Raw genomic sequence first — 22562 nt, forward strand, 5'->3', positions numbered from 1 at the left:
CTGGTCAGGTTCGGATGCACCGCATCTCGGCGTCGGCGGTGAGGCGCGCGGAGGCGCTCACCCTTTCGGCCTCCCGGCGGGACGCATCTCCCATGGGGCGTGCAGAGTCGTAGTCATGAGTGACACCTCTGAACCGACCGGGCCCGACGACGAGCACGTACGGCCGCACGGGGTAGGCGACATCGCGGTCGAGGCGCTGGGAGCGCTGTCCGAGGCGCTGGAGACGGTGGAGCGAGCCCGCGGCCGGCTGTACGACTTCCACCAGCTGACAGGTGGCGCTGACCTGACCCTGGACCGGGCGGTCGAACTGCTCCGAATGGGGGGCCACACCGAGCAGGCCGATCTGGTGGAGCGGGAGATCCTGGGCCGCAACGTCCTTCCGGGGCGCTGGACCTTCCAGGTGGTCGAGGCGTACGACGACACGTACTACCGGCCGTTCGTCGAGGTCGAGCAGCGGGTGCGGCAGGAACTCGCGGGCGGGCGGCGCCACCTGTACGAGGCCGGAATGAAGGAGGCCCGCCGTACGCACGGGCACCCCCACCACACCGCGAGGCCCTGACCGTGGATCCCGGGGCAGCCCTGCGGCGGATCGCGTTCCTGCTGGAGCGTTCCCAGGCGGCGACGTACCGGGTGAAGGCCTTTCGCACGGCCGCGGACGCCGTCGGCTCACTGGGCGGGGACCAGGTGGCGGAGCGAGCGGCTCACGGATCGCTGGAAGCCGTCCGCGGCATCGGCCCCAGAACCGCCCAGGTGATCAAGGAGGCATTGGACGGGGTGACGCCCCGGTATCTCGAACGGCTGGAGGACGAGGCGTCGGGGCCGCTGGCGTCCGGCGGCGAGAGCCTCCTCGCCGCGATCCGAGGTGACTGCCATCTGCACTCGGACTGGTCCGACGGCGGCAGCCCCATCCCGGAGATGGGGCGCACGGCGGGGGAGCTGGGCCACGAGTGGGCCGTGCTCACCGACCACTCGCCCCGGCTGACCGTGGCCAACGGGCTGACGACCGAGCGGCTCCTGCGGCAGTTGTCCGTCGTGGCGGAGCTCAACGAGCAGTGGGCGCCCTTCCGTCTGCTCACCGGCATCGAGTGCGACATCCTCGCCGACGGCTCGCTCGACCAGGACCCCGAAGTGCTGGAACGCCTCGACGTGGTGGTCGTCTCGGTCCACTCCAAGCTGCGTATGGACGCCACGTCGATGACGGAACGGATGCTCACGGCAGTACGCAACCCGCACGCGGACATCCTGGGTCACTGCACGGGCCGGCTCCTGGGCGGGAAGAAGCGTCCGGAGTCCGCGTTCGACGCCGACCGGGTGTTCGCGGCGTGTGCGGAGTCCGGGACGGCCGTGGAGATCAACTGCCGTCCGGAGCGGCTCGACCCGCCGCGCCGCCTGCTCCGGAAGGCGGTCACCTCTGGGGCTATTTTCTCCATCGACACCGACGCCCATGCCCCGGGACAGCTCGACTGGCAGGCCTACGGCTGCGCGCGCGCGGAGGAGTGCGAGGTGCCGGCGGAGCGAGTCGTCACCACGTGGTCGGCCGAGCGCCTGCTGGACTGGACGAGAGACGGGGCGGGCGCCTGAGAACCCCTGGCCGCCGCCGCTCGGGGTTCGCGGTCCCCTGAGTGAGCGGCCGGTCCGGGTGCGACGGTCAGAACGGGCCGGTCACCGCCGTTCGGCGTACAGTCGATCTCGGTCGTCCGTGTGACTCCGGGGCATGAGGGGGCAGGAGGAAACCCATGTCAGGTATCCGCACAGGCCCCTTGCTTCCGCGTACCCGAGGCCCTCTCTCCGAAGGGTTGGTCGGCTTTCTGCGCGACGGCAGCCCGCTGCCGGATCCTGCCGGGGCCGGCGACGCCGATCCCTACGGTGACGACCTCCAGCTCGCCCTCTACGTCTGCTACGAGCTGCACTACCGGGGGTTCCACGGCGTGCGCCCCGAGTTGGAATGGGACCCGCCCCTGCTCGCGGTGCGTGCCGCGCTGGAGGACCGTTTCCTGACGGCGCTGCGGCGCGACGCCACGGAAGCTGCGGATCTGGACGACCTGCTGGACGGGCTTCTCGAGGAACCGGTCCGCGGGAGCGGTGTCTCGTGGTTCCTGCAGGACCGGGGCGAGCTGCGCCACCTGCGGGACTACGCGATCCAGCGGTCCCTCTACCACCTCAAGGAAGCCGACCCCCACGCCTGGGTCCTGCCGAGGCTCTCGGGACGGGCCAAGGCCGGCATGGCGGCCATCGAGTACGACGAGTTCGGGGGTGGCCGGGCGGACCGCGTCCACGCCCGGCTGTTCGCCGACCTGATGGACGACCTCGCTCTCGACACCACGTACGGCAACTACCTCGACGAGGGCCGCGCGCCGATGCTGGCGCTGGTCAACATAATGTCCTTGTTCGGCCTGCACCGTCGGCTGCGCGGGGCGCTGGTCGGGCATTTCGCGGCCGTCGAGATCACCTCCTCCCCCGCGTCGCGGCGCCTCGCCCACGCGATGAAGCGCACGGGAGCCGGACCGGCTGCGGAGTTCTTCTACACCGAGCACGTCGAGGCCGACGCGGTCCACGAGCAGGTGGTACGCCGCGACGTCATCGGCGGCCTGCTCGCGGACGAACCGGGCCTGGCGGCGGACATCGCCTTCGGCATCACCGCCACCTCGTTCCTCGAGGACCGGCTCGGAGAACGGCTGCTGGCCGACTGGCAGGCCTGATCCGGCTTTCCGCTCCGCATCACCCGCACGGCGCAGCAGTGAAGGGAGTCACAGATGTCCGCAGACACGGCCGAAGCCACCCGTTCCGTCCGATTGATGACACTTCCGGGGGTGTACGCGCCACAGCACGACACCCGTCTGCTCGTCGCGGCACTCGACCGGGAGGAGATACACGCCGGGACCGAGGTACTGGATCTCGGGACGGGCAGCGGCGCGCTCGCTCTGCACGCGGCGCAGCTCGGCGCGCGCGTGACGGCCGTGGACATCGCTTGGCGGTCGGTGATGACGGCCAGGCTGAACGCGCTCATGCGGCGCCACCGCATCACGGTGCAGCGCAGCGATCTCCTCTCGGCACTGCCGGGCCGCTCCTACGACCTCGTGATCTGCAACCCGCCCTATGTGCCGTCCCCCGTCGGCCCGCCCTCCGGCCACAGTGCGGCTCGCGCCTGGGACGCGGGCCGGGACGGGCGGGCGATCCTGGACCGGGTCTGTGCCGCGGCTCCCGCCGCGCTGCGCCCCGGTGGCAGGCTCCTGATGGTTCACTCCGGGCTCTGCGACAGCGACACCACGGTGCGCCGGCTGGAGGCCGCCGGGCTGCGGGCCCATGTCAGCGACCGCGCCCACGTGCCTCTCGGGCCCGTCCTGCGGTCCCGGCTGCGGTGGCTGCGCCGGGCGGGTCTGATGGGCGACGGCGACTTGACTGAGGAACTGGTGGTCATTCGTGCCCAGCAGCCCTGAACACCCCCGTCGGATCACCCTGGAGGACGACGGCCCCCTGCTGGTGGAGGGGCCCGTCGAGGTCACGTGTGCGGACGGCTCGGTCGCCGTCTCGGACCGTTTCGTCGTGGCGGTCTGCATGTGCCGGCGCAGCCGGATGTACCCGTGGTGCGACACCAGCCACCGGCGTCGCACCAGACCGGCGGAAGTCAGGCCGGCCGGTGACCCGGCGGACTGACCGGCCTCGTCCAATCACTCACCGGAGCGGATCCGCGAGGGGGTCGCCCCGCGCAGCCGCCGGGAGACCGCCCGCAGCCGCCGGTGCTGTTCGTGCATCTCGGCGGAGCGGCGGTCCAGTTCCTCGGCCAGGCGTTCCGTCCGCTTGTCGATGTCGAGTTCGTCGAGGATGCGGTCGACCTCGGCCAGCAGTGCGCCGTGCAGCTGCCACTGCCGGGGGTGCTCCTGTACGTCCTCGAGCAGGAGGTCCGCCACCCGGTCGCGCGCTCGCCGGCTGTGGGCGAGCGCGTCGGCCAGGCGCTCCTCGGCCTCTTCGCCGCTCTCGGCGATCGACGTGGTGATCAGTTCGGCGAACCCCTCGATGGCGTCGGACATGTGCGTGAAGAGTTCCTTGAGGCACGCTGCCACGTCCTCGGGGAACAGCGACTCGTCCGTACGGGCCTTGGCCAGGTCCGTCAGGGTACGGGTCAGGACGCGGAGGACCACGGCGCAGATCTCCAGCGTGTCGAGACCGGTGCGCAGCACGACGCGGTAGAGCAGACCCTGACGGACCCTGGGGTTGAGCGTCAGGCTGTCCTCGGCCTGCCGCAGGGACGCGTCGACCTCCACGATGTCGTGGTCCAGCCGGCGTGCCTCGTGCAGGCGCGCGGCGGCTTCCCGGACGGGGATGTTTCCGCAGACCTCATCGCCCAGGGTCCGGAACATGTTTCCCATGCGCTCCCCCAGGCCGCCGATGGACGCGCCCGCGGACTCGACCCAGACCGGTGGAGCGAACAGGAGGTTGAAGAGCAGGCCGACACCGGCGCCGATCAGTGTCTCCAGGACCCTCTCCCAGGCGGTGTTGGCGACCTGCGCGACGCCGAGGACCAGCATCGCGCTGATCGCCACCTCGGGCACGAACTCGTTGACCCGTACCAGCCGCCCGATCAGCAGGGCGCTGAAGATGGTCAGCCCGAGGCTCCACCAGCTCAGTCCGACGAGGGAGCTGAACGCGCTGGCGATCAGCACCCCGACGACGACGGCGTTCACACGCCGGATCCCGGTGGTGAGCGTGGCGTAGAGCGTCACCTGGACCACGAGCAGGGCGGTGAGGGGTGCGGTGAGCGGCGAGGGGTGAGGGTCGGGCAGGACCCACTCGGCCACCGCGAAGGCGATGACGGCCGCCGCCGTCGACCGCAGCGTCTGTGTCGCGGCCGGCTCGGTGGTCCGCTTGACGAGTTTGACGACGGGCGCGGGCGTGGAAACGGCAGGCATTCCTTGACGGTGCCCCGATCCGGGCCTCCGCAGCGCTTATGGGCCCCGCCGGACTCCGTACGGACGCACTCGTGCGCCCATCGGCTGTGGCCGCGCGCTCCGGGACCGATGGGGGGATGGTGGAGGCATGGCTATTCCACTCACGCCGCCCGGGGAGACCCCTCCCGCCGAGGGCTGCATAAGCGAGGCACACGTCGAGCGCCCGGACGGGGGCATCTGGGAGCACCCCCTCTTCTGGGCGGGGGTGGTGGTGCTGGGCTCGATCGTCTTCGCCGGTTACTTCATCGCCCGCATCTTCGGGTTCGCGTGACGTCTCTCACCCAGTCCTGCCGCGGCGGGGTGGGCGGATCGCGCCCGCGACGCGCCCGCGCCGGGAGAGCGTGCTGCCGGAAGTGAACAGGCAGGACGGTTCAGCCGGGGAGTACGAGGCGGAAGGTGGTGTGTCCGGGGCGGCTGGTGACGGTGGCGGTTCCGCCGTGGGCGGCGATGACGGCGTGGACGATGGCAAGGCCCAGCCCGGTGCTTCCCGTGCTGCGGGAGCGGGCGTGGTCGGCGCGGACGAAACGGCCGAAGACTTCGGGTTGGAGTTCCTCGGGAATGCCGGGGCCGTTGTCACTCACGTCCACCAGGACGGTGGTCCGTTCCTTCGTGAGGGTAATGGTCACGTCGGTGCCGGTCGGCGTATGGGTTCGGGCGTTGGCCAGGAGATTGCCGATCGCCTGCTGGAGGCGGTGGGCGTCGCCCGTGACGGTGACCGGTTCTTCGGGGAGGTCCAGGAGCCAGTGGTGGCCGGGGCCGGCGGCGCGGGCGTCGTCCGTCGCGTTCAGGATCAGCAGGGTCAGGTCGACCGGTTCGTGCTCGATGGGCCGTCCGGCGTCGAGACGCGCGAGAAGCAGCAGGTCATCGACGAGGCGGGTCATGCGCACGGACTCACTGTCGATGCGTTCCAGGGCGTGGCGGACTTCGGCGGGTACGGGGCTGTGGTGCCGCAGGGCGAGTTCGGCGTGGCCGCGGATGTTGGCGACGGGAGTGCGCAGTTCGTGGCTGGCGTCGGCGGCGAAGTGCCGCAGACGTTCCTCGCTGGCCTGTCGGCGGGTGAGGGCGTCTTCGACGTGGCCGAGCATGTGGTTGAGGGCGGTGGCGACCTGGCCGACCTCCGTGCGGGGGTCGGTGTCGGAGAGGGGTCCTGGCATGGCGATCTCGCCGCTGGCGAGCGGCAGCCTGGCGACCTCCGCCGCTCGGGCCGTGACCTTCTGGAGAGGACGCAGGGAGATCCGCACCCACACGGCTCCGGCGATGCCGGTCGCCATGAGCGCGGCTCCGAACAGCACCGCTTCGACCGCTTCGAGGCGGTGGACGGTCTCTTCCACGGGGTGCAGGGGCAATCCCGTGATCAGTGTGTCCTGGTCGTCGCCCCGGACCGCCGTGACGCGGTAATACTTTCCCAGAGCGGAGAGGCGGATGCTGTACCCACCTCCGCCCACAGGGATTCCCGCCAGGGTGTGGCGGTCTTCCGGGGTGAGCTGGAGGGGGCGGTCGGTGGCGTCGTCGACGACGGCAGCCTGGGTGACGGTGCCGTCCAGGAGTCGCGCGCCGAAGGTCGCCTCGGCCTGGCCCCTGGTGTCGGCGCTGTTGTCGGCGTCGGGCTCGGTCTCGTGTTCCAGGCTGGCTGCGAACCGGCCGCCGGACGCGGAGAGCTGCTGGTCCAGGCGCCCCATCAGGAAGCCGCGCAGAGCAAGGGAGGTGGTGACCCCGACGGCGAGACAGGCGAGGGCGAGCAGGACGACGAGTCCGGCGGTGAGCTGGCCGCGCAGACTCCTGAGTGGCAGGCGCCTCACGAGGCTTCCGGCTTGAGGACGTAGCCGACGCCGCGCACGGTGTGGATCATCGGGGTGCGGCCGGCGTCGATCTTCTTGCGCAGGTAGCTGATGTAGAGCTCGACGATGTGGGCGCGGCCTCCGAAGTCGTAGGCCCAGACCCGGTCCAGGATCTGGGCCTTGGACAGGACCCGGCGCGGGTTGCGCATGAGGAAGCGCAGGAGTTCGAACTCGGTCCGGGACAGCTCGACGTCGGCCCCGCCGCGCCGGACCTCGCGGGCCTCCTCGTCCATGGTGAGGTCTCCGACGGTGAGCCGGTTGGTGCCCGGTCCTGCGGTCATTCCGGCTCGCCGCAGCAGCCCCCGCAGCCGGGCGAGGACTTCCTCCAGGCTGTACGGCTTGGTGACGTAGTCGTCGCCTCCCGCGGTGATCCCGGCGATGCGGTCCTCGACCGCGTCACGGGCGGTCAGGAACAATACGCACACCTGGGGCATCTCCCTCCTGAGGGCACGCAGGACCTCCAGGCCGTCCCGGTCGGGCAGCATCCAGTCCAGGACCACCGCGTCGGGCCGGAAATCACGGGCCGACGCCAGCGCGGTCGCACCGTCGCCCGCGGTGCGCACCTGCCAGCCCTCGCCGGTCATGACCCCGGCGAGGACGTCGGTGACGTCGGGTTCGTCGTCGACGACGAGGATCCGTACGGGATCTCCGTCCGGGCGGTGCAGAAGCGGTGGCGTACGCGGCTCGTCCATGATTCCTTCAGCATCCCCCGGCGCAGGCCACGTCAGGGGTGAGGGGTGCCTCTGAGTTTTCTCTGAGTCGGAGCTGAGAGCGATCCGCCGCGCTGTTTCAGAAGGTACACAGAGGTTGGGCTGTGAGGCTGGCTACCCATCGCCGGAGCGTGCGTCATATCCGGAGGAGCCCCATGACCACCATGTTCAGTTCCACAACATACGCCCGCCGCGGGCTGCGCCACCGGCGCCCACGCCGCAGCCCTGTCCCGTTCCTGGTGCCGCTGGTGATCTGGGGTGGCGTCGCGGGGGTGCTGGCTCTGTGGTGGAGCGACACGGCCTCGGTGGTCGGCCCGGCGGCCTGGCTGACCGGCGCGGGACGTATCACCGGCCTCCTGGCCGGATACGCCTGCGCGGTACTGCTGGCGCTCATGGCCCGGATGCCACTTCTCGACCACACCATCGGCACCGACCGGCTCGCCCGCTGGCACGCCTGGGGGGGCCGCTGCACCGTCTCCCTCGCCCTCGCACACACCCTGCTGATCATCTGGGGCTACTCACTGACCTCCCACACGAACGTGGTCGGCCAGACGTCCACACTCGTCCTCCACTACCCCGACCTGCTCAAGGGCACGGCCGGATTCCTGCTGTTCGTGGCCACGGGGATCGTGTCCGCCCGAGCCGCCCGCCGCAGGATGAGTTACGAGACGTGGCACTACCTGCACTTCGCGACCTACCTGGCGGTCTTCCTCACCTTCGGCCACCAGCTGTCCAACGGAGCCGACTTCGTCGGCAACCACCTCGCGCAGGCGGCCTGGTACACGCTGTTCCTCGGCGTCGCGGCCCTGCTCGCCTGGTACCGCTTCGCCGTCCCCGTCCGGCGAGGGCTGCGCCACCGCCTGCGCGTGGCCGCGGTCCACCCCGAAGCACCGGGCGTGGTCTCCGTCCACCTCACCGGCCGGCACCTCGACGACCTCGGGGGCGAGCCGGGGCAGTTCCTGCGCTGGCGTTTCCTGACCCGCGGACTGTGGTGGACCGCGAACCCCTACTCCCTCTCCGCGCCCGCCCACCCCGGCCACCTGCGGATCACGGTGAAGACCGCCGGCGGGCACAGCGCCGCCCTCGCCCGCTTGAGGCCCGGCACCCGGGTGTGGGCCGAGGGTCCCTACGGTGCCTTCACCGCGAACCGCCGCACCGTCCCCAAGGTCCTGCTCCTGGCCGGCGGGGTCGGCATCACCCCCCTGCGTGCGCTCTTCGAGACGCTGCCGGGCCAGGTCACACTCGTCTACCGGGCCCGCCGCGCCGCCGACCTCGCCCTGCGCGGTGAACTCGACGCGATAGCCGCCCGCCGACGGGCCACCGTGCACTACATCGTCGACGAGCCGGCCGGATACTCCCGCTCCCTCACCGCTGGGGCCCTGAGCAACCTGGTCCCGGATCTGGCCGCGCACGACGTCTACCTCTGCGGCCCGCCCGGCATGACCGAGGCCGCGATCGGGGCCCTGCGCGAGGCCGGGGTACCGGGTCGGCGCATCCACCACGAGTCCTTCGCGTTCTGAGGAGAACCGCCATGCGCCGAGCCGTCCTCGCCACCACCGGGGTCAGCGCGCTGACCATCGCCCTGCTCGCTCTCAAACCCCACGAACTCCCCATGCCGGCCGGGGCGGCTCCCCGTTCCCCCACGACATCGCACACTCCGGCGGGCACGTCGCAGGGCACATCCGCCGGGACGGGCACGTTCACCGGGGATCCCATCGACACCCCATACGGAACCGTGCAGGTCGCCGCCACCCTCACCAAGGGAAAGATCACCGAGGTCAAGGTCCTCCGGGCTCCGGACCAGAACGGCCGCGACCGGCAGATCGCCTCCTACGCCCTGCCCCGCCTCACCCAGGAAGCACTGGGAGCCCAGAGCGCGCACATCGACGCCGTCTCCGGTGCCAGCTACACCAGCCAGGGTTACGTCCAGTCCCTCCAGAGCGCACTGGACCAGGCCCATGTCTGACACCGCGACCGGGCTGCGCCACGTCGAGCACGTCATGGGCACCGTCTTCTCCTTCGACATCCGCGACCGGCCCACCACAGCCATCCGCGACGCCCTCGCCGAGGCCGTGCGCCACCTCCACCAGGTCGATGCCGTGTTCTCCACCTACCGGCCCGACAGCCACATCAGCCGCCTCGACCGCGGCGAGATCCGGCTGGCCGACTGCCCGCCCGAAGTCCACGAAGTCCTGTCCCTGTGCGGACAGGCCGCCCACGCCAGCGACGGCTGGTTCAGCATCACCCCCGCGGGAAGCCTCGACCCCTCGGGGCTCGTCAAAGGCTGGGCCACCGAAGCGGTATCGCAGATCCTTTACGACGCGGGCGCGCACCACACGTGCGTCAACGGCGGAGGTGACCTGCAACTGCGCGGCCAGGCGGGGCCCGGCACCGCGTGGCGCATCGGCATCGCCCACCCGCTGCGCCCTCGTGAACTTGCCACCCTCATCACCGCCGGCCACGACCTGGCGGTCGCCACCTCCGGCACCGCCGAACGCGGCCATCACATCGTCGACCCGCACACCGGCGGACCTGCCGGCACGTTCGCCTCCCTCACCCTCGTCGGCCCCCGCCTGACGCTGACCGACACCTACGCCACCGCCGCGTTCGCACGCGGCCACGGGGCCCGGGCCTGGGTGGAAGCACTGGACGGCTACGAAGCACTCGCGGTTCTGCCCGACGGCCAGGAATGGCGAACTCCAGGATTCAGCCGCTATGGGTCATGAGGTGCCCCACGGCGTCATTCCGGCGCGCAGGGAACGGGCGCCTCCCCATCGCGCCGCGGCTGCGCCACCGAAACCGCCGCAGAAGCCCGACTCCTCCCTGCCCAGCATGCAACACCGCCTTCCGAAGGAGCCCTTTGTGGGACTCGACCTGATCAACGGCATCCCCGCACACGTCCTGCTCGTGCACGTCGTCGTGATCCTGGTACCTCTTACCGCCCTTGCCCTGATCCTGTGTGCCGCCTTCCCCTCCGTCATGCGCCGGTTCGGCCTCGCCCTGCCGGTCCTCGCGCTGGTGTCCCTGGTCAGCGTGCCGCTGACGACCGAAGCCGGCGAGTGGCTGGAACGGCACACAGACAGCGATCCCCTGGTCCGCAGGCACGCCGAACTCGGGGACGAACTGCTCCCCTGGGTCATCGGGCTCTTCCTGGTGTCCGCCGCTGTGTGGTGGTTCTACCGCCGCGCCGCCCACCGCATCCCCGGGGCGGAGGGATCCACCAGCACGGTGGGCACGCCGCTCCGCCTCGCCGCCGCTGTGCTGTCCCTCGTCATCGGCGTGGGTGCGTGCGTGCAGGTCTACCGAATCGGTGACTCAGGCGCCAAAGCCGCTTGGCACGACGCCTACTCCGCCACCGCCCGCCCCGGTCGCGGCTGACCGACGCTCGCCGTGACGCGCCCCGTCCAGGGGCTGCGCCCGTTGTCCTCCCCACGAGATCCGGCCCTTCTGCCCGCTGTGCGTCGAGCACGGCAGGCAGAAGGGCCGGGCCGTACTCGCCCCCGTCGGCGGGGTCAGCCGTTCGGCCGTCGTTTGCCGGGCTTGGTGGACCGGCCCTCCACGAGGGCCCGCCTGATCCGGGCGGCGGTCGCTCGCGCGTGCTCGGAGGTCGCCGTACGGTCGGCGACCGACGTGACGAAGCGGTGGGTGGGCCGCAGGCACCGGTCGCACGGCGTGTCCGTGGTGATCAGGTAGCCGTCCTCGCACTGCGGGTTCGTACAGCGGCTCGGACCCACGAGCGCCTCGGCGATCTCCTGGGGCGCCCAGCGGCGTCGCCCGTCCTCGTCCTTCTCGTGCAGGGCGTGCGACCAGCGGACGTTCCACCGGCGCTCCAGCCGCTCCAGGAGCTGGTCGGGGGTGCGCCTGGCCAGCTCCTGGTGGAGCAGGTCGTGGACGGTACGGGGGTGGCGGTGGCCGAGCGCCTGGACCAGCGGTTGCGGAAGGGCCTGGAGGATGTAGGCGACCGGGTCGCCGGCCGCCCGCTCGCGCCACTTCCGGCAGGTGCAGGGCCCCTCGGGGGGCAGGGCGCGCTGGCACCGGCCGCAGCGGCCGCGGCACTCCGCGCAGAGTCCGTCGTCGAGCCCGTCCAGGTGGGGCGCGGGCGCCCGTCCGCAGTCACGGCAGCAGGCGGCGCAGGGACCGCAGAGCCGCTCGTCGCCGAGCTTCGTCGTCCACTGCCGCTGCTGGCAGCGGCAGCACAGGGCGTTGTTGCAGTACTCGTGGTGGGCGGCTCCCGAGTGCCGTCCGGGGGGCGGGAATGACATTGCGGCGTTCTCCAGTACGTGGCGTGGAGCGGTCAGGTCCAAGCCATGTCGACGAAGCGCGCGCAGGGGCCCTGGGGACGACCGTATCGCCCCGTACGGGTCCCGCGTCGCGCATGCGTCCCGATCGGAGCCCCATTCTTCCGTACCGGGGCCGCGCGAAGGTCAGGGCCTCAGACCTCCGACCACGTTCGCGGTGGCGCTGATCCCCTCGTGGATGGTGGGGGCCATGCTCGTACCGGCGAGGAAGAACCCGAGCAGCGCGCAGACGATCGCGTGCGACACCTTGAGCCCGCCGTTGCGCAGGAAGATCACTGCGAGAATCAGCATGAGCAGTACCAGTGAGATCGAAATGGCCATGGCCAACCTCCTCCGCCGCGCCGCAATTGCGGCATTCGGCGGCCAGTGTGGCGCAGCGTGGGGGCCGTTCGGCGGACCGGCGTGTCCGCCGAACGGGTGTTCACGCACCGTGACCGGACGGGGCGGCCGGAGCCTGTCAGCCGCTCCGGCGGCCGGTGTCCCCTCGCCGACGGAGGAAGGATTCGAGCCCGTCCAGATCGTCGCTGTTGAGGTGGTCGACGTCGGCGGCGACGAGTTCCGTCCAGACCGCGTCACGCTCAGGCCCCCGGACGTCCGGGGTGCCCCAGAAGCGCACCCGCTGACCGGCGGCGTGGGCTGTCGTGACGAATGTGCGAAGCCTGTCACGCTCGGCGGCGGGGAAGGGTCCCGTCCCCAGCCAGGTGAAGCTCTGGGTCCAGTTGCCGCTGATCAGCGGGACGAAGGAGGCGGGAGCCGGGCCACCGAGATCCTCAGGCCTGCCGTCGTAGAAGGCGTAGCGGGTGGTCTGCGCCTCCATGGGGACACGGGCTGCGCGGTCGCCCGAGATGACGGGGGTGACGGCCCCCGTCCGGACCTGCCCGTGGACGGAGTGGCTGAGGATGTGCCGGTAACGCCGGAGCACGCGGTCGAGCGCCAGGTAGGTCGCCGCGCCATCGGTCTTGATGTCGATCAGCAGCTGCAACGGGTCACGGTGCCCGGCGTGGACGGATCCGTGGTTGGCGCGCACCCGGGCCGCCAGGGGGTCGAGGTAGAGGCCGGTCAGGGTGCGCGCGGGGTCGAGGCTCCCGGCTTCGTGGGCGACGAGCAGCTCGCCGTCGACGAGGAAGATGTCCGCCTCGACGCTGGTGAATCCGTGCGCGAGCGCGTCGTGGAGCGGCCGCGGATGCAGGTAGTCGTTGTGGGCGTGGGCCCGGGCGAGCGGGCGGGGGCCGCGGGGCCGGGCCTGCGCCGCGGGAGCCGCGGCTGCTGTCTGGGCGGGGATGAACACGCCGGCGGCCGTGGTGGCTAGAGCGGTGGTGACGACGCTGCGACGAGTCAGGTGTGCCATGGGAGGTCTCCCTCGAGCGGTCGGGCGGGGGAACGCGACGAGTATGGCCGCGCGGGCGTTCCGCGGGCAGGTACCTGCCAAGTGTTGGACGGGCCGTCGTCCGCCCGTCGGCTGCGATGCGCCTGCCGGTTCCCCGCGCCCGTACCGGTCACGACCGGGCGGGAAGACGCATGGCCACGTCATCCCGCCGGTCGCGCCTACGGTGCCTCGAGCTCAACCAGTTCGGCGACGGCGTCACGGTGCCGTCCGGCGGAGCCGTACGCGATCGAGTCGGCCTTGGCCCGCTTCAGATACAGGTGCGCGGGGTGCTCCCACGTCATCCCGATCCCGCCGTGCAGCTGCACGCACTCCTCGGCGGCGTGCACGGCGACCGTCGAGCAGTACGCCTGCGCCACGGCCACGGCGAGCGGGGCGTCGGGGCTTCCGGCTGCCAGCGCGTCGGCGGCGTTGCGCGCGGCGGCGCGCGCGGAGACGACCTCCAGCCAGAGCTGGGCCATCCGGTGCTTGAGCGACTGGAACGAGCCGACCGGCCTGTTGAACTGGTGGCGCTCCCGGGTGTACCGGACCGTCTCGGTCAAGCACCATTCCGCAACGCCGAGCTGCTCGGACGCGAGCAGGCCGGCGCCTGCCAGCAGACCCCTCGTCACGGCCGCGGCGGCGGGCCCCGCCTCCGCGAGGCGTGTGCCGGTGGCGCCGCTCAGCGTGACCGCGGCGAGCGGTCGGGTCAGGTCGAGGGCGACGAGCGGCTGGACGCCGACGCCGTCGCCCCCGGTCTCCACCGCGTACAACCCCTCGCCGGTGGGCACCAGCAGTACGTCGGCGGCCACCGCGTCGGCCACACCGGTCACGGTCCGGTCGAGCGTGCCCGTCAGCGCCCGGGCGCTGTCGGCCGGTGCCGTGGCGAACGGCAGCGCGAGGACGGCGACCTTGCGCCCCGCCGCGAGGCCGGCGAGAAGCTCGCCGGCCGGCCCGTCGTCGGTGACGAGCGCGAGGAGCACTTCGGTGGCGACCACGGAGCTGGTCAGATAGGGGGCCGGGGCGACACTCCGGCCGAGCTCCTCGATGACCACGGCAGCCTCGCGATGGCTCGCGCCCTGCCCGCCGAGCTTCTCGGGCACCAGCAGTCCCGCGGCCCCGATCCCGGAGGCAAGGGAATCCCACAGCCGCTGGTCGTACGGCGTGTCGGACTCGATCGACGCGAGCACCTTCGGCGCGTCGGCCCGGTCCGCGAGCAGCGAGCGGACCGCCGACCGCAGGTCCTCCTCCGCCTCCGAGTAGAGCAGGTCCGGCGCGTGGGCTTCGGTCTGTGCGGTCATCGGGCGAGGTCCTTCCAGGCTGCGTCCTTGTCGTTGCGCGGCTCGACGGGGAGACCGAGCACGCGTTCGGCGACGATGTTGAGCAGGACCTCGCTCGTACCGCCTTCGATGGAGTTCCCCTTCGACCGCAGATAGCGGTATCCGGCGTCGCGTCCGGTGAAGTCGACGAGCTCGGGGCGCCGCAGGGTCCAGTCGCTGTACAACAGACCCTCATCACCCAGGAGTTCGACCTCCAGCCCGCTGATCTCCTGGTTCAGCCGGGCGAACGCGAGCTTCATGCCCGAGCCCTCGGGGCCGGGCTGACCGGCGACGAGCTGCTGGCGCAGCCGCTCACCGGTGAGCCTGGCCACCTCCGCCTCGACCCACAGGGTGAGCAGCCGCCGGTGGAGGTCGTGGGTGCGCAGCGCGGGCTGTTCGCGCCAGGTCTTGGCGACGGTGCCGATCATGCCGCCTTCGCGGGGGATACGGGCTCCGCCGATCGAGACGCGCTCGTTCATCAGGGTGGTCTGCGCGACCTTCCAGCCGTCGCCGACCGGGCCGAGCCGCCTGCTGTCCGGGATGCGTACGCCGGTGAGGAAGACCTCGTTGAATTCGGCCTCGCCGGTGATCTGGCGCAGGGGACGCACCTCGACACCCGGGTCGGTCATGTCGCAGATGAAATAGCTGATCCCCCGGTGCTTCGGGACGTCGGGGTCGGTGCGGGCGATCAGGATCGCCCAGCGGGCGACGTGGGCACTGGAGGTCCAGACCTTCTGCCCGTCGACCACCCAGTCCCCCGACCCGTCCTCGTCGCGGACGGCCCGGGTCGCGAGCGCGGCCAGGTCGGAACCCGCGCCGGGCTCGCTGAAGAGCTGGCACCACACCTCCTCGCCGACCCACAGCGGGCGCAGGAAGCGCTTCTTCTGCTCGTCGGTGCCGAAACCGAGGATCGTCGGGGCGGCCATGCCGAGTCCGATGCCGATGCGCCGCGGATCGTTGTCGGGGGCCCCGGCGGCGGCGAGTTCGGCGTCGACGACGGGCTGCAGAGAGCGCGGCGCGTCGAGCCCGCCGAGGCCCACGGGGTAGTGCACCCATGCGAGGCCGGCGTCGAAGCGCGCCTCGAGGAACGCGGTGCGGCCGGTGGTGGCCGGCGGGTGGGCCGCCAGCAGTTCCCGGGCGAGCCGGCGGACCTGTTGCGCGTCGATGGTGGCGCTCATCGGGCCCCTCCTGCCGGCATGACGACGATGCGACCGGTGCTGGTGCCGTCCGCGACCCGCTGGACGGCCCGCGCCGCGTCGGCCATGGGGACGCGTTCACTGATGAGCGGCTTGACGGCGCCCTGTTCGGCGAGTTTGGTGAGTTCGTCGTGGCAGGCGCGGACAGCGGCGGGGTCCTTGGTGTTGTACAGACCCCAGTGGAGGCCCATGATCGAGTAGTTCTTCACCAGGGCGTGGTTGAGCCCGGGTGCGGGGATCGAGCCGCTCGCGAAGCCGACGACCACGACCCGGCCCTCGAAGGCGACGCACTTGACGGACTTGGCGTAGGCCTCTCCGCCGACGGGGTCGTAGACCACGTCCGCGCCGCGTCCTCCCGTGGCCTCCTTCACGGCAGCGACGATGTCCTCGCTCCTGCGGTCGATGACCAGGTCGCAGCCCAGTTCGCGGGCGATCGCGGCCTTCTCGGGTCCGCCGGCCACGCCGATGACGGTGGCTCCGGCCGCTTTGCCCAGCTGGACGGCCGCACTGCCGACGCCGCCGGCCGCCGCGTGCACCAGCAGCGTCTCGCCGGCCTGTAGGTGTGCGCGCCGGTGCAGTCCGAACCAGCCGGTCTGGTATCCGATGTGCAGGGCGGCCGCCTCGGCGTCGTCGAGGGCCTCGGGTGACGGCAGCAGGGCCGCCTCGTCCGCGACGACGTAGTCGGCGAAGCCTCCCCGCGGAAGGGCGGGGGTGGCGAGCACCCGGCGGCCGTCCTCGGTCGTACCGCAGACCTCCACGCCAGGGGTGAAGGGGAGTGGGGGCCGCACCTGGTACTGACCCCGGCACAGGAGCGCGTCGGGGAAGTTGATGTTCGCCGCGCGCACCTCGATCAGCGCCTGACCGTCGCCGGGCACGGGCCGGTCCGTCTCCTCGAGCTCCATCACCTCGCTCGGCTCGCCGTTCCGGTGCACTCGCCATGCCTGCATGAGGGGCCTCCACAACACTGTCGGCATTACCACTGCTCCGGCGCATACTAAGCGGTCGCTTGTCCGTCTGGGAACACCCTCGCGCACACCGGGACGGCCCGCGTCACGGCCGTTTCGGCTTGGCACGCACGTGCATCCGCTCCCCCTGCGGCCCGAAGAGACTGAGGAACTCGACCGGCTCGTCGCCCGCGGGGCCGAACCAGTGCGGCAGCCGCGTGTCGAATTCGGCGGCCTCGCCCGGCACCAGGACGAGGTCGTGTTCGGCGAGCTTGAGCCGCAGCCGCCCGTTGAGCACGTACAGCCACTCGTAGCCCTCGTGGGTCCGCTGCTCGGGCACGTCGTGGCAGGGAGCCTCCTGGATCACCTTGTACGCCTGGAGGCCCCCCGGTCTGCCGGTGAGTGGCAGGGAGGTCTTCGTACCCTGGACGATCGGTTTCGCCCGGACCCTCGGATCACCGACCGGCGGGGCCCCCACGAGGTCGTCGAGCGGCACCTCGTGGGCCCTCGCGATCGGGAGCAGCAGTTCGAGACTGGGCCGCCGGCCGCCGGATTCGAGGCGGGACAGGGTGGAGACGGAGATACCCGTCGCCTCGGACAGTGCCGCGAGCGTCACCCCGCGATCCTTGCGCAGCCGCCGCAGCCGGGGTCCGACGCCGGTGAGCACGGCGTCCAGTTCGGGGTCTTCCTGACTCTGTTCCTTCATGCGTCCATTGCAGAATCGGCAAACGCATGTGTCAAACAGGTGCGTCGGGCCGCTCCACGGAAAGCGCGCGGTACGCGTACGGGCCGGCCCCCAACACACCCGTGAAGCGGTCCCGGAAGCCGTCGGTACCGGGGGGCGGGCTGCTCGCCTCGCGCCGGCACGAGCGACCTGCGGCCACGGCGGAGGGTCCGCGGGCGCGGCTCAGCGGCTGAAGACCTCGAACGCGACGGCGGGGCGGCCGCCGAAGCGCTCGGCAGCGGCCTCGGTGGTGCCGGCGAGGAACCTGCGGCAGTACGCCTCCGGGGCCTCGTCGGTCAGCACCTCGATGTAGGTGCGGTGGGCGAGCAGCGACCGGACAGCGCGCTCGAACCCCGGGGTGGCGTCGACCGCGTGGGTGGGCCGGTCGGTACCCGCCACGGCGACCCAGCGCACGCCGTCCCACGGTTCGAGTCCCCGCTCCCGGAGTTCGGGGAAGATCCAGCGGTTGCCGGCGTCACCGGCGGCGTCCAGGGTGGCGCGGCCGACCGCGCGGTGGTCGGGGGTGTTCCACGCCACGCCGCCCCAGGTGTCGCGGTGGTTGAGCGTGATGAGCAGTTCGGGCCGGTACCGGCGGACGGCCGCCGCGATGTCGCGGCGCAGAGCCGTGCCGTACTCGATGACGCCGTCCCGGTGGTCCAGGAATTCCACGCCGGTGACACCCACGGCCGCGGCGCTCGCCCGCTGCTCCCGCTCGCGCAACGGCGCACACTCCTCGGGAGCGATCGTGTCGATCCCGGCCTCACCGCGGCTCGCCAGGAGGTACGTGATCTCCCGGCCTCCGTCGGTCCAGCCGGCCACGGCGGCGGCGCAGCCGTACTCCAGGTCGTCGGGGTGGGCGACCACCGCCAGCGCCCGCTGCCAGTCCGCGGGCATGGGTTCCAGCTGCTGCTGTGTCATGCCGGGAAGGCTATCCGGGAAGCGATCACGGATCCGCGCATTCCGGAGGCGGTTCGGGGCAGGGGCCCTGGAGTCGCCCCGGTCGGACGCGCCCCGCACCGAACCGCACCGAGCCGGGAACCGAATACCCCTAGGGGTATTATTGGCGTCCGGAGAACCGGGACGAGCAGGAACCCGGCCGCTCCGGCGACCGAAAGGAGATCCGCCCGTGATCAGCCCCGCATCCCTCTCCCCCGCCCAGGCCGCGGCCCGTCTGGAGGAGTTCACCGTCATCGATGTCAGGGCCCCCGGGGAGTACGCCTCGGGACACGTGCCGGGCGCACTGAACATCCCGCTCGACCGGCTCGCAGAGGCGCTGCCCGCCCTGAAGTCGGCCTCGGCCCGCGGCTCCCTGCTGGTGGTGTGCGCCTCCGGGGTGCGCTCGGTCCGCGCCTGCGAGATCCTCGCCGACGCCGACATCGCGGCCGCCACCCTGACCGGCGGCACCTCGGCCTGGGAGGGCGACGGGCGCGGTCTCGACCGTCCCGCGGGAGCACGGACCACGTGGCCGATGGAGCGCCAGGTGCGGCTCGCCGCCGGTTCGCTGGTGGTGGCGGGCCTGCTGGCCGGCCGACGCTTCCCCGCGGCGCGCTGGCTGTCGGCCGGGGTCGGCGCCGGTCTCGTCTATTCCGCGGCGAGCAACACCTGCGGCATGGCGGCGGTCCTCGGGAAGCTCCCGTACAACCGCGCGCCGCAGGCGGAGGCCGGCCTGGTCGCGACCCTGGACGCACTCCAGGGCTGAGCCCGGACGGCGCCGGGGCCTCGCGGGCCCCGGGCCGGAGGCCCTAACGGTCGCTCTCGCCCCTCGCGAGCGCGAGCAGCCGGTCGAGCACACGCGGCCCGCCCGCCCGCACCCCGTCGTGCTCGAACTCACTGGTCACCCATGTGCGCAGCCCGCGGATCGAGGCAGCCGTGCGCAGCGCGTGCTCCGTGTCGACGTACATGTCGTCGTGGTAGACGGCGGCGGCCACCGGCACCTCGTTGGCCGCGAGCCGCTCGGTGTCGTACAGGACGGGCCAGTCGGTGCGGGCCGCCAGCAGTTCGGCCGTCTCGCGCAGCGGACGCAGTGCGGGATCGACGTCGAAGTGCCAGGGGTGGATGCTCTCTCCGGTGAACAGCACCGGTCCGTCGCCCGCGAGGGCGGTGCCGGCGTCGAACTGCGGGAACTCGGCGCGGACACGTTCGGCCGCCCAGCCGGTGGGCCGCGGGCCCTGTCCGTAGATCGACTCGTGCATGAGGGCGTACAGCGGGTGCCCGGCGAACGACGTGGCGGTGCGCATGGCCTCCTGGAAGGCGTCGGAGAGCTCGCGCCCGTGGGTGCCGTCGACGAAGGCGTTCTCCAGGAGGTAGTGCAGCTGATGACTGCCGGTGCCGCCGCCGAGCATGATGCCCAGCGACTGGAAGCCTTCGGGAGTCAGCCGGTGGCCCGCGCTGTCGGGGCGGTGCTCCGCGAGGTGCGCGGCGACGGCACGGGCGCGTGCGACGTCCTGCGGGTAACGGGCGTAGTGCGCCGCGACCTTGCGCTCGATGCGCGGGTACGCGGCCCGGTAGACGTCGTCGGCGTGTGCGTCCAGCGACGGCAGTCCGCCGGTGATCAGGACGGTGTCGAGCCCTTCCGGGGCGGCTGACAGGTAGTGCACGGCGCAGAACCCGCCGTAGGACTGCCCGAGGACCGTCCAGGGGGCCCCGCCCGTGAGCTGAGGCCGGATCAGCTCGCAGTCGCGGACGATGCTGTCGGCGCGGAAGTGCGCGAGGTGGGCGGCCTGTTCGCGCGGGCCGCCGCGCGAGGGGAGGGTCTGCCGGGTCGCCGGGGTGGAGAGACCCGTCCCCCGCTGGTCCAGGAGCAGCACACGGAACTCCCGTACCGCCCGGCCCAGCCATGCCTCGTCACCGACGAAGCGGCGGGCACCGAACCCCGGGCCGCCCTCCAGGTAGACCAGCCAGGGCAGGTCCTCGCCCGACTTCCCGGAGGCGACGGCCTCGCGGGCGAAGAGCTCGATCGCCTCACCGCCCGGATCGTCGTGGTCGAGGGGAACCGTGAACCGGCGGTCCGTGAGGACGAGGCCGGGCTGGCGATAGCTGTTCAAGGGGACTCCTGTATCGGGTTGTTCCCGGACAGTTCAGCACATCGCCGCGACCCGGCCGGGAGCGGGCCGCGCGAGCTCCGCCGGGACGGATCCGGGCGGGTGGCCGGGGCATCGCCGGGGTCGGTCCGGGATGACCGGCGGCCGGGGTGGCCGGCGCGGTGAACCCGGTCGCGTCCGGGCGGCGGGCGCCGGACGGGCCCGGAACACGAATGGGCGGCGTTTGCCATTAACCCGCGTGCGCAACTATTGTCGACGCCTGCAACCGCCGCACGCGGAGCGGTTTGTCCCAGAGCTACGAGAGGTCCCCTCATGCCCACGGTCCCCACCGTCACCCTCAACAACGGCGTCACGATTCCGCAGCTCGGCTTCGGCGTCTTCCAGGTGCCCGACGACGAGACCACCGCGGCGGTCACCACCGCACTGGAGGCGGGCTACCGCTCCATCGACACGGCCACCGTCTACGGCAACGAGGCGGGCGTGGGCCGGGCACTGGCCGAGTCCGGACTCCCCCGGGAGGAGCTGTTCGTCACGACGAAACTCTGGAACGCGGACCAGGGCTACGACGCCACACTCGCTGCCTTCGACGCGTCGCTGGCCGAGCTCGGCCTCGACCACGTGGACCTCTACCTCATCCACTGGCCGACGCCCGCCCGCGACCTCTACACCGACACCTGGCGCGCCCTGGAGAAGCTGTACGCAGACGGCCGGATACGGGCCGCGGGCGTCTCCAACTTCCAGCCCGCGCACCTGAACCGCCTGCGCGAGCAGAGTTCACTCGCGCCCGCCGTCAACCAGGTCGAGCTGCACCCCGGCCTCCAGCAGAGCGAACTCCGCGCCGTGCACGCCGAGGCCGGCATCGCCACCGAGGCGTGGAGCCCGCTGGCCCAAGGGGCGCTGCTCGACGACGAGGTGATCACCTCGCTCGCGGAGCGCCACGGGAGGACACCCGCACAGGTCGTCCTGCGCTGGCACCTCCAGCTCGGGAACATCGTGATCCCCAAGTCGGTCACACCCGCGCGGATCCGGCAGAACATCGACGTGTTCGACTTCGAACTCTCAGCCGCCGACATGAACGCCGTCGCCGGCCTGGACCGTGGCATGCGGACCGGCCCCGACCCGGACGTCGTCAACTGACCCCGCACAGCGGCCCGTCCACCTGCCGGGCACACGACGGGCCCGGACCCGCCTCCGCGCCGGTCGGCATCGGCGGCGGCACGCCTGTGACCAGTCAGCCGGCCCGCCGGTAGCTCCCGCCGTCCCTGGTCCGTTCCAGCAGCCCGGCCACTACGAGAAAGCGGCGCAGGGCGGGGCAGTCCTCGTGCACGGTGAGCAGCGCCTCGTTGACCTCACGCTCGCTGTAGACGCGGTCGGGCTCGAACAGCGTCTGCGCGAGGTGCGCCAGCAACTGATCACGCCGCGCGGTCCTACGGGGGATCGCCGTGAGGCGGCCCCCCGAGAAGAGGGAGGACACCTGGTGCGAACTGCGGGATTCCGTATCGGGCATCCCGGGAGCCTCGCAGGCGCGAGCGAGTGGGGCAACGCGATTTCCTCGCGGCGAGGGCGCGGGCCCCTCACCCGTGGGCGCGAGGCCCGGGCACGCGGGACGGAGCGCCGCCGTCCGAGAGCGCGGGGCAGAGGGCGGAGCCCCGGACCGGCCGGCCCCGCGTTCACGGGGTACCGGCCGATCCGCCTGCGGCTCCCGCCCGGTCGTGTCAGCCCTGATCCGCCGGAGTGAGGACGAAGACCGGGATCTCGCGGTCGGTCTTCCTCTGGTACTCGGCGTAGTCGGGGAATGCCTCGACGGCCCGGCCCCACCACAGCGCCTTCTCGTCCCCCGACACCTCGCGGGCCACCATGTCCTGCTGGACGGTGCCGTCCCTCAGCTCGACCTTCGGGTCGGCGAGGATGTTGTAGTACCAGACGGGGTGCTTGGGGGCGCCGCCGAGGGAGGCGACGACGGCGTACCGTCCGTCGTGCTCGACCCGCATGAGCGGCGACTTGCGGACCTTGCCGCTCTTGGCGCCTCGCGTCGTGAGGAGAATGACGGGCATACCCCGCAGGGTGGTGCCCTGCGTCCCGCCGGAGCTCTCGATGAGCTCGACCTGCTCACGAACCCATGCGGTCGGGCTCGGCTCGTACTCACCCTCGATCGGCATGGCACCTGTCCTCTCGTCGGAGTG

26 protein-coding genes are annotated in these 22562 nt (G+C 72.0%); 12 read left to right on the forward strand and 14 right to left on the reverse strand.

The features are described from left to right. Window positions 1–115: 115 nt before the first annotated feature. The 5 genes from OG206_RS02745 (at window position 116) to OG206_RS02765 (ending at window position 3654) form a co-directional block, all read left to right on the forward strand. Window positions 116–559: a hypothetical protein gene (locus tag OG206_RS02745; protein ID WP_327111772.1), complete on the forward strand. Its 444-nt coding sequence runs from the start codon at window positions 116–118 to the stop codon at window positions 557–559. Between the two features lie 2 nt (window positions 560–561). Continuing rightward, window positions 562–1581: a PHP domain-containing protein gene (locus OG206_RS02750; protein ID WP_327111773.1), complete on the forward strand. Its 1020-nt coding sequence runs from the start codon at window positions 562–564 to the stop codon at window positions 1579–1581. Window positions 1582–1736: 155 nt separating this feature from the next. Then, a complete protein-coding gene (locus tag OG206_RS02755) occupies window positions 1737–2699 on the forward strand; it encodes an iron-containing redox enzyme family protein (RefSeq protein ID WP_327111774.1) in 963 nt (320 codons plus the stop codon). A gap of 54 nt (window positions 2700–2753) precedes the next feature. After that, window positions 2754–3437, forward strand: a complete 684-nt coding sequence (locus OG206_RS02760; RefSeq protein ID WP_327111775.1) for a HemK2/MTQ2 family protein methyltransferase — start codon at window positions 2754–2756, stop codon at window positions 3435–3437. Beyond that, window positions 3421–3654, forward strand: a complete 234-nt coding sequence (locus tag OG206_RS02765; protein WP_327111776.1) for a CDGSH iron-sulfur domain-containing protein — start codon at window positions 3421–3423, stop codon at window positions 3652–3654. The genes OG206_RS02760 and OG206_RS02765 overlap by 17 nt, the downstream gene beginning before the upstream one ends. 14 nt (window positions 3655–3668) lie before the next feature. On the opposite strand, the gene OG206_RS02770 is transcribed toward OG206_RS02765, so the two are convergent. Beyond that, complete coding sequence (locus tag OG206_RS02770) at window positions 3669–4907, reverse strand: FUSC family protein (protein ID WP_327111778.1); 1239 nt, start codon at window positions 4905–4907, stop codon at window positions 3669–3671. Window positions 4908–5034: 127 nt separating this feature from the next. On the opposite strand from OG206_RS02770, the gene OG206_RS02775 reads away from it, so the two are divergent. Continuing rightward, the gene (locus OG206_RS02775) at window positions 5035–5217 is read left to right on the forward strand and encodes a DUF6480 family protein (RefSeq protein ID WP_327111780.1); all 183 of its coding nucleotides are present in this window, start codon (window positions 5035–5037) and stop codon (window positions 5215–5217) included. Between the two features lie 100 nt (window positions 5218–5317). Here OG206_RS02775 and OG206_RS02780 read toward each other — a convergent pair whose 3' ends face one another. Then, window positions 5318–6745 carry a sensor histidine kinase gene (locus tag OG206_RS02780; RefSeq protein ID WP_327111782.1) on the reverse strand — a complete coding sequence of 476 codons (1428 nt, stop codon included), beginning with the start codon at window positions 6743–6745 and terminating at the stop codon, window positions 5318–5320. Next, a complete protein-coding gene (locus OG206_RS02785; RefSeq protein WP_327111784.1) occupies window positions 6742–7476 on the reverse strand; it encodes a response regulator transcription factor in 735 nt (244 codons plus the stop codon). Before OG206_RS02785 ends, OG206_RS02780 begins: the two co-directional genes overlap by 4 nt. 173 nt (window positions 7477–7649) lie before the next feature. Between OG206_RS02785 and OG206_RS02790 the strand changes: the two genes are divergently transcribed. From OG206_RS02790 to OG206_RS02805, 4 genes are all read left to right on the forward strand, one after another. Next, on the forward strand, window positions 7650–9014 hold the full coding sequence (locus OG206_RS02790) for a ferredoxin reductase family protein (RefSeq protein ID WP_327111787.1): 1365 nt from the start codon (window positions 7650–7652) through the stop codon (window positions 9012–9014). A gap of 11 nt (window positions 9015–9025) precedes the next feature. Beyond that, window positions 9026–9460: an FMN-binding protein gene (locus OG206_RS02795; protein ID WP_327111789.1), complete on the forward strand. Its 435-nt coding sequence runs from the start codon at window positions 9026–9028 to the stop codon at window positions 9458–9460. After that, the gene (locus OG206_RS02800) at window positions 9453–10220 is read left to right on the forward strand and encodes an FAD:protein FMN transferase (RefSeq protein ID WP_327111791.1); all 768 of its coding nucleotides are present in this window, start codon (window positions 9453–9455) and stop codon (window positions 10218–10220) included. The genes OG206_RS02795 and OG206_RS02800 overlap by 8 nt, the downstream gene beginning before the upstream one ends. Window positions 10221–10356: 136 nt before the next feature. Then, a complete protein-coding gene (locus OG206_RS02805) occupies window positions 10357–10872 on the forward strand; it encodes a DUF2231 domain-containing protein (RefSeq protein WP_327111793.1) in 516 nt (171 codons plus the stop codon). Window positions 10873–11006: 134 nt separating this feature from the next. Here OG206_RS02805 and OG206_RS02810 read toward each other — a convergent pair whose 3' ends face one another. From OG206_RS02810 to OG206_RS02845, 8 genes are all read right to left on the reverse strand, one after another. Beyond that, the gene (locus OG206_RS02810) at window positions 11007–11756 is read right to left on the reverse strand and encodes a hypothetical protein (protein ID WP_327111795.1); all 750 of its coding nucleotides are present in this window, start codon (window positions 11754–11756) and stop codon (window positions 11007–11009) included. Between the two features lie 162 nt (window positions 11757–11918). Then, the gene (locus OG206_RS02815; protein WP_327111797.1) at window positions 11919–12113 is read right to left on the reverse strand and encodes a hypothetical protein; all 195 of its coding nucleotides are present in this window, start codon (window positions 12111–12113) and stop codon (window positions 11919–11921) included. Window positions 12114–12249: 136 nt separating this feature from the next. Then, window positions 12250–13140, reverse strand: a complete 891-nt coding sequence (locus OG206_RS02820; protein WP_327111799.1) for a phosphatidylinositol-specific phospholipase C/glycerophosphodiester phosphodiesterase family protein — start codon at window positions 13138–13140, stop codon at window positions 12250–12252. A gap of 197 nt (window positions 13141–13337) precedes the next feature. Next, on the reverse strand, window positions 13338–14456 hold the full coding sequence (locus tag OG206_RS02825) for an acyl-CoA dehydrogenase family protein (protein WP_327111800.1): 1119 nt from the start codon (window positions 14454–14456) through the stop codon (window positions 13338–13340). Further along, window positions 14453–15652, reverse strand: a complete 1200-nt coding sequence (locus OG206_RS02830; RefSeq protein ID WP_327111802.1) for an acyl-CoA dehydrogenase family protein — start codon at window positions 15650–15652, stop codon at window positions 14453–14455. The genes OG206_RS02825 and OG206_RS02830 overlap by 4 nt, the downstream gene beginning before the upstream one ends. Further along, entirely contained in the window at window positions 15649–16617 is a 969-nt protein-coding gene (locus OG206_RS02835; protein WP_327111804.1) for an NADPH:quinone oxidoreductase family protein, read from the reverse strand. The genes OG206_RS02830 and OG206_RS02835 overlap by 4 nt, the downstream gene beginning before the upstream one ends. Before the next feature lie 103 nt (window positions 16618–16720). After that, the gene (locus OG206_RS02840; RefSeq protein WP_327111806.1) at window positions 16721–17320 is read right to left on the reverse strand and encodes a helix-turn-helix domain-containing protein; all 600 of its coding nucleotides are present in this window, start codon (window positions 17318–17320) and stop codon (window positions 16721–16723) included. Between the two features lie 201 nt (window positions 17321–17521). Next, window positions 17522–18256 carry a PIG-L deacetylase family protein gene (locus OG206_RS02845; RefSeq protein WP_327111808.1) on the reverse strand — a complete coding sequence of 245 codons (735 nt, stop codon included), beginning with the start codon at window positions 18254–18256 and terminating at the stop codon, window positions 17522–17524. 208 nt (window positions 18257–18464) lie between these two features. Here OG206_RS02845 and OG206_RS02850 point away from each other — a divergent pair, with 208 nt between their 5' ends. Further along, the gene (locus OG206_RS02850) at window positions 18465–19037 is read left to right on the forward strand and encodes a rhodanese-like domain-containing protein (RefSeq protein WP_327111811.1); all 573 of its coding nucleotides are present in this window, start codon (window positions 18465–18467) and stop codon (window positions 19035–19037) included. Between the two features lie 43 nt (window positions 19038–19080). Here the strand turns inward: OG206_RS02850 and OG206_RS02855 are convergent, their stop codons facing one another. Continuing rightward, window positions 19081–20382 (reverse strand): alpha/beta fold hydrolase, encoded by a 1302-nt coding sequence (locus OG206_RS02855; RefSeq protein ID WP_327111813.1) that lies wholly within the window; start codon window positions 20380–20382, stop codon window positions 19081–19083. 309 nt (window positions 20383–20691) lie between these two features. Here OG206_RS02855 and OG206_RS02860 point away from each other — a divergent pair, with 309 nt between their 5' ends. Next, entirely contained in the window at window positions 20692–21516 is an 825-nt protein-coding gene (locus OG206_RS02860; protein ID WP_327111815.1) for an aldo/keto reductase, read from the forward strand. Between the two features lie 94 nt (window positions 21517–21610). On the opposite strand, the gene OG206_RS02865 is transcribed toward OG206_RS02860, so the two are convergent. Next, complete coding sequence (locus OG206_RS02865) at window positions 21611–21886, reverse strand: DUF2087 domain-containing protein (RefSeq protein WP_327111817.1); 276 nt, start codon at window positions 21884–21886, stop codon at window positions 21611–21613. Between the two features lie 208 nt (window positions 21887–22094). Beyond that, the gene (locus tag OG206_RS02870) at window positions 22095–22538 is read right to left on the reverse strand and encodes a nitroreductase family deazaflavin-dependent oxidoreductase (RefSeq protein WP_327111819.1); all 444 of its coding nucleotides are present in this window, start codon (window positions 22536–22538) and stop codon (window positions 22095–22097) included. Between the last annotated feature and the right edge of the window lie 24 nt (window positions 22539–22562).

Source organism: Streptomyces sp. NBC_01341, from assembly GCF_035946055.1.
Lineage (GTDB): Bacteria > Actinomycetota > Actinomycetes > Streptomycetales > Streptomycetaceae > Streptomyces.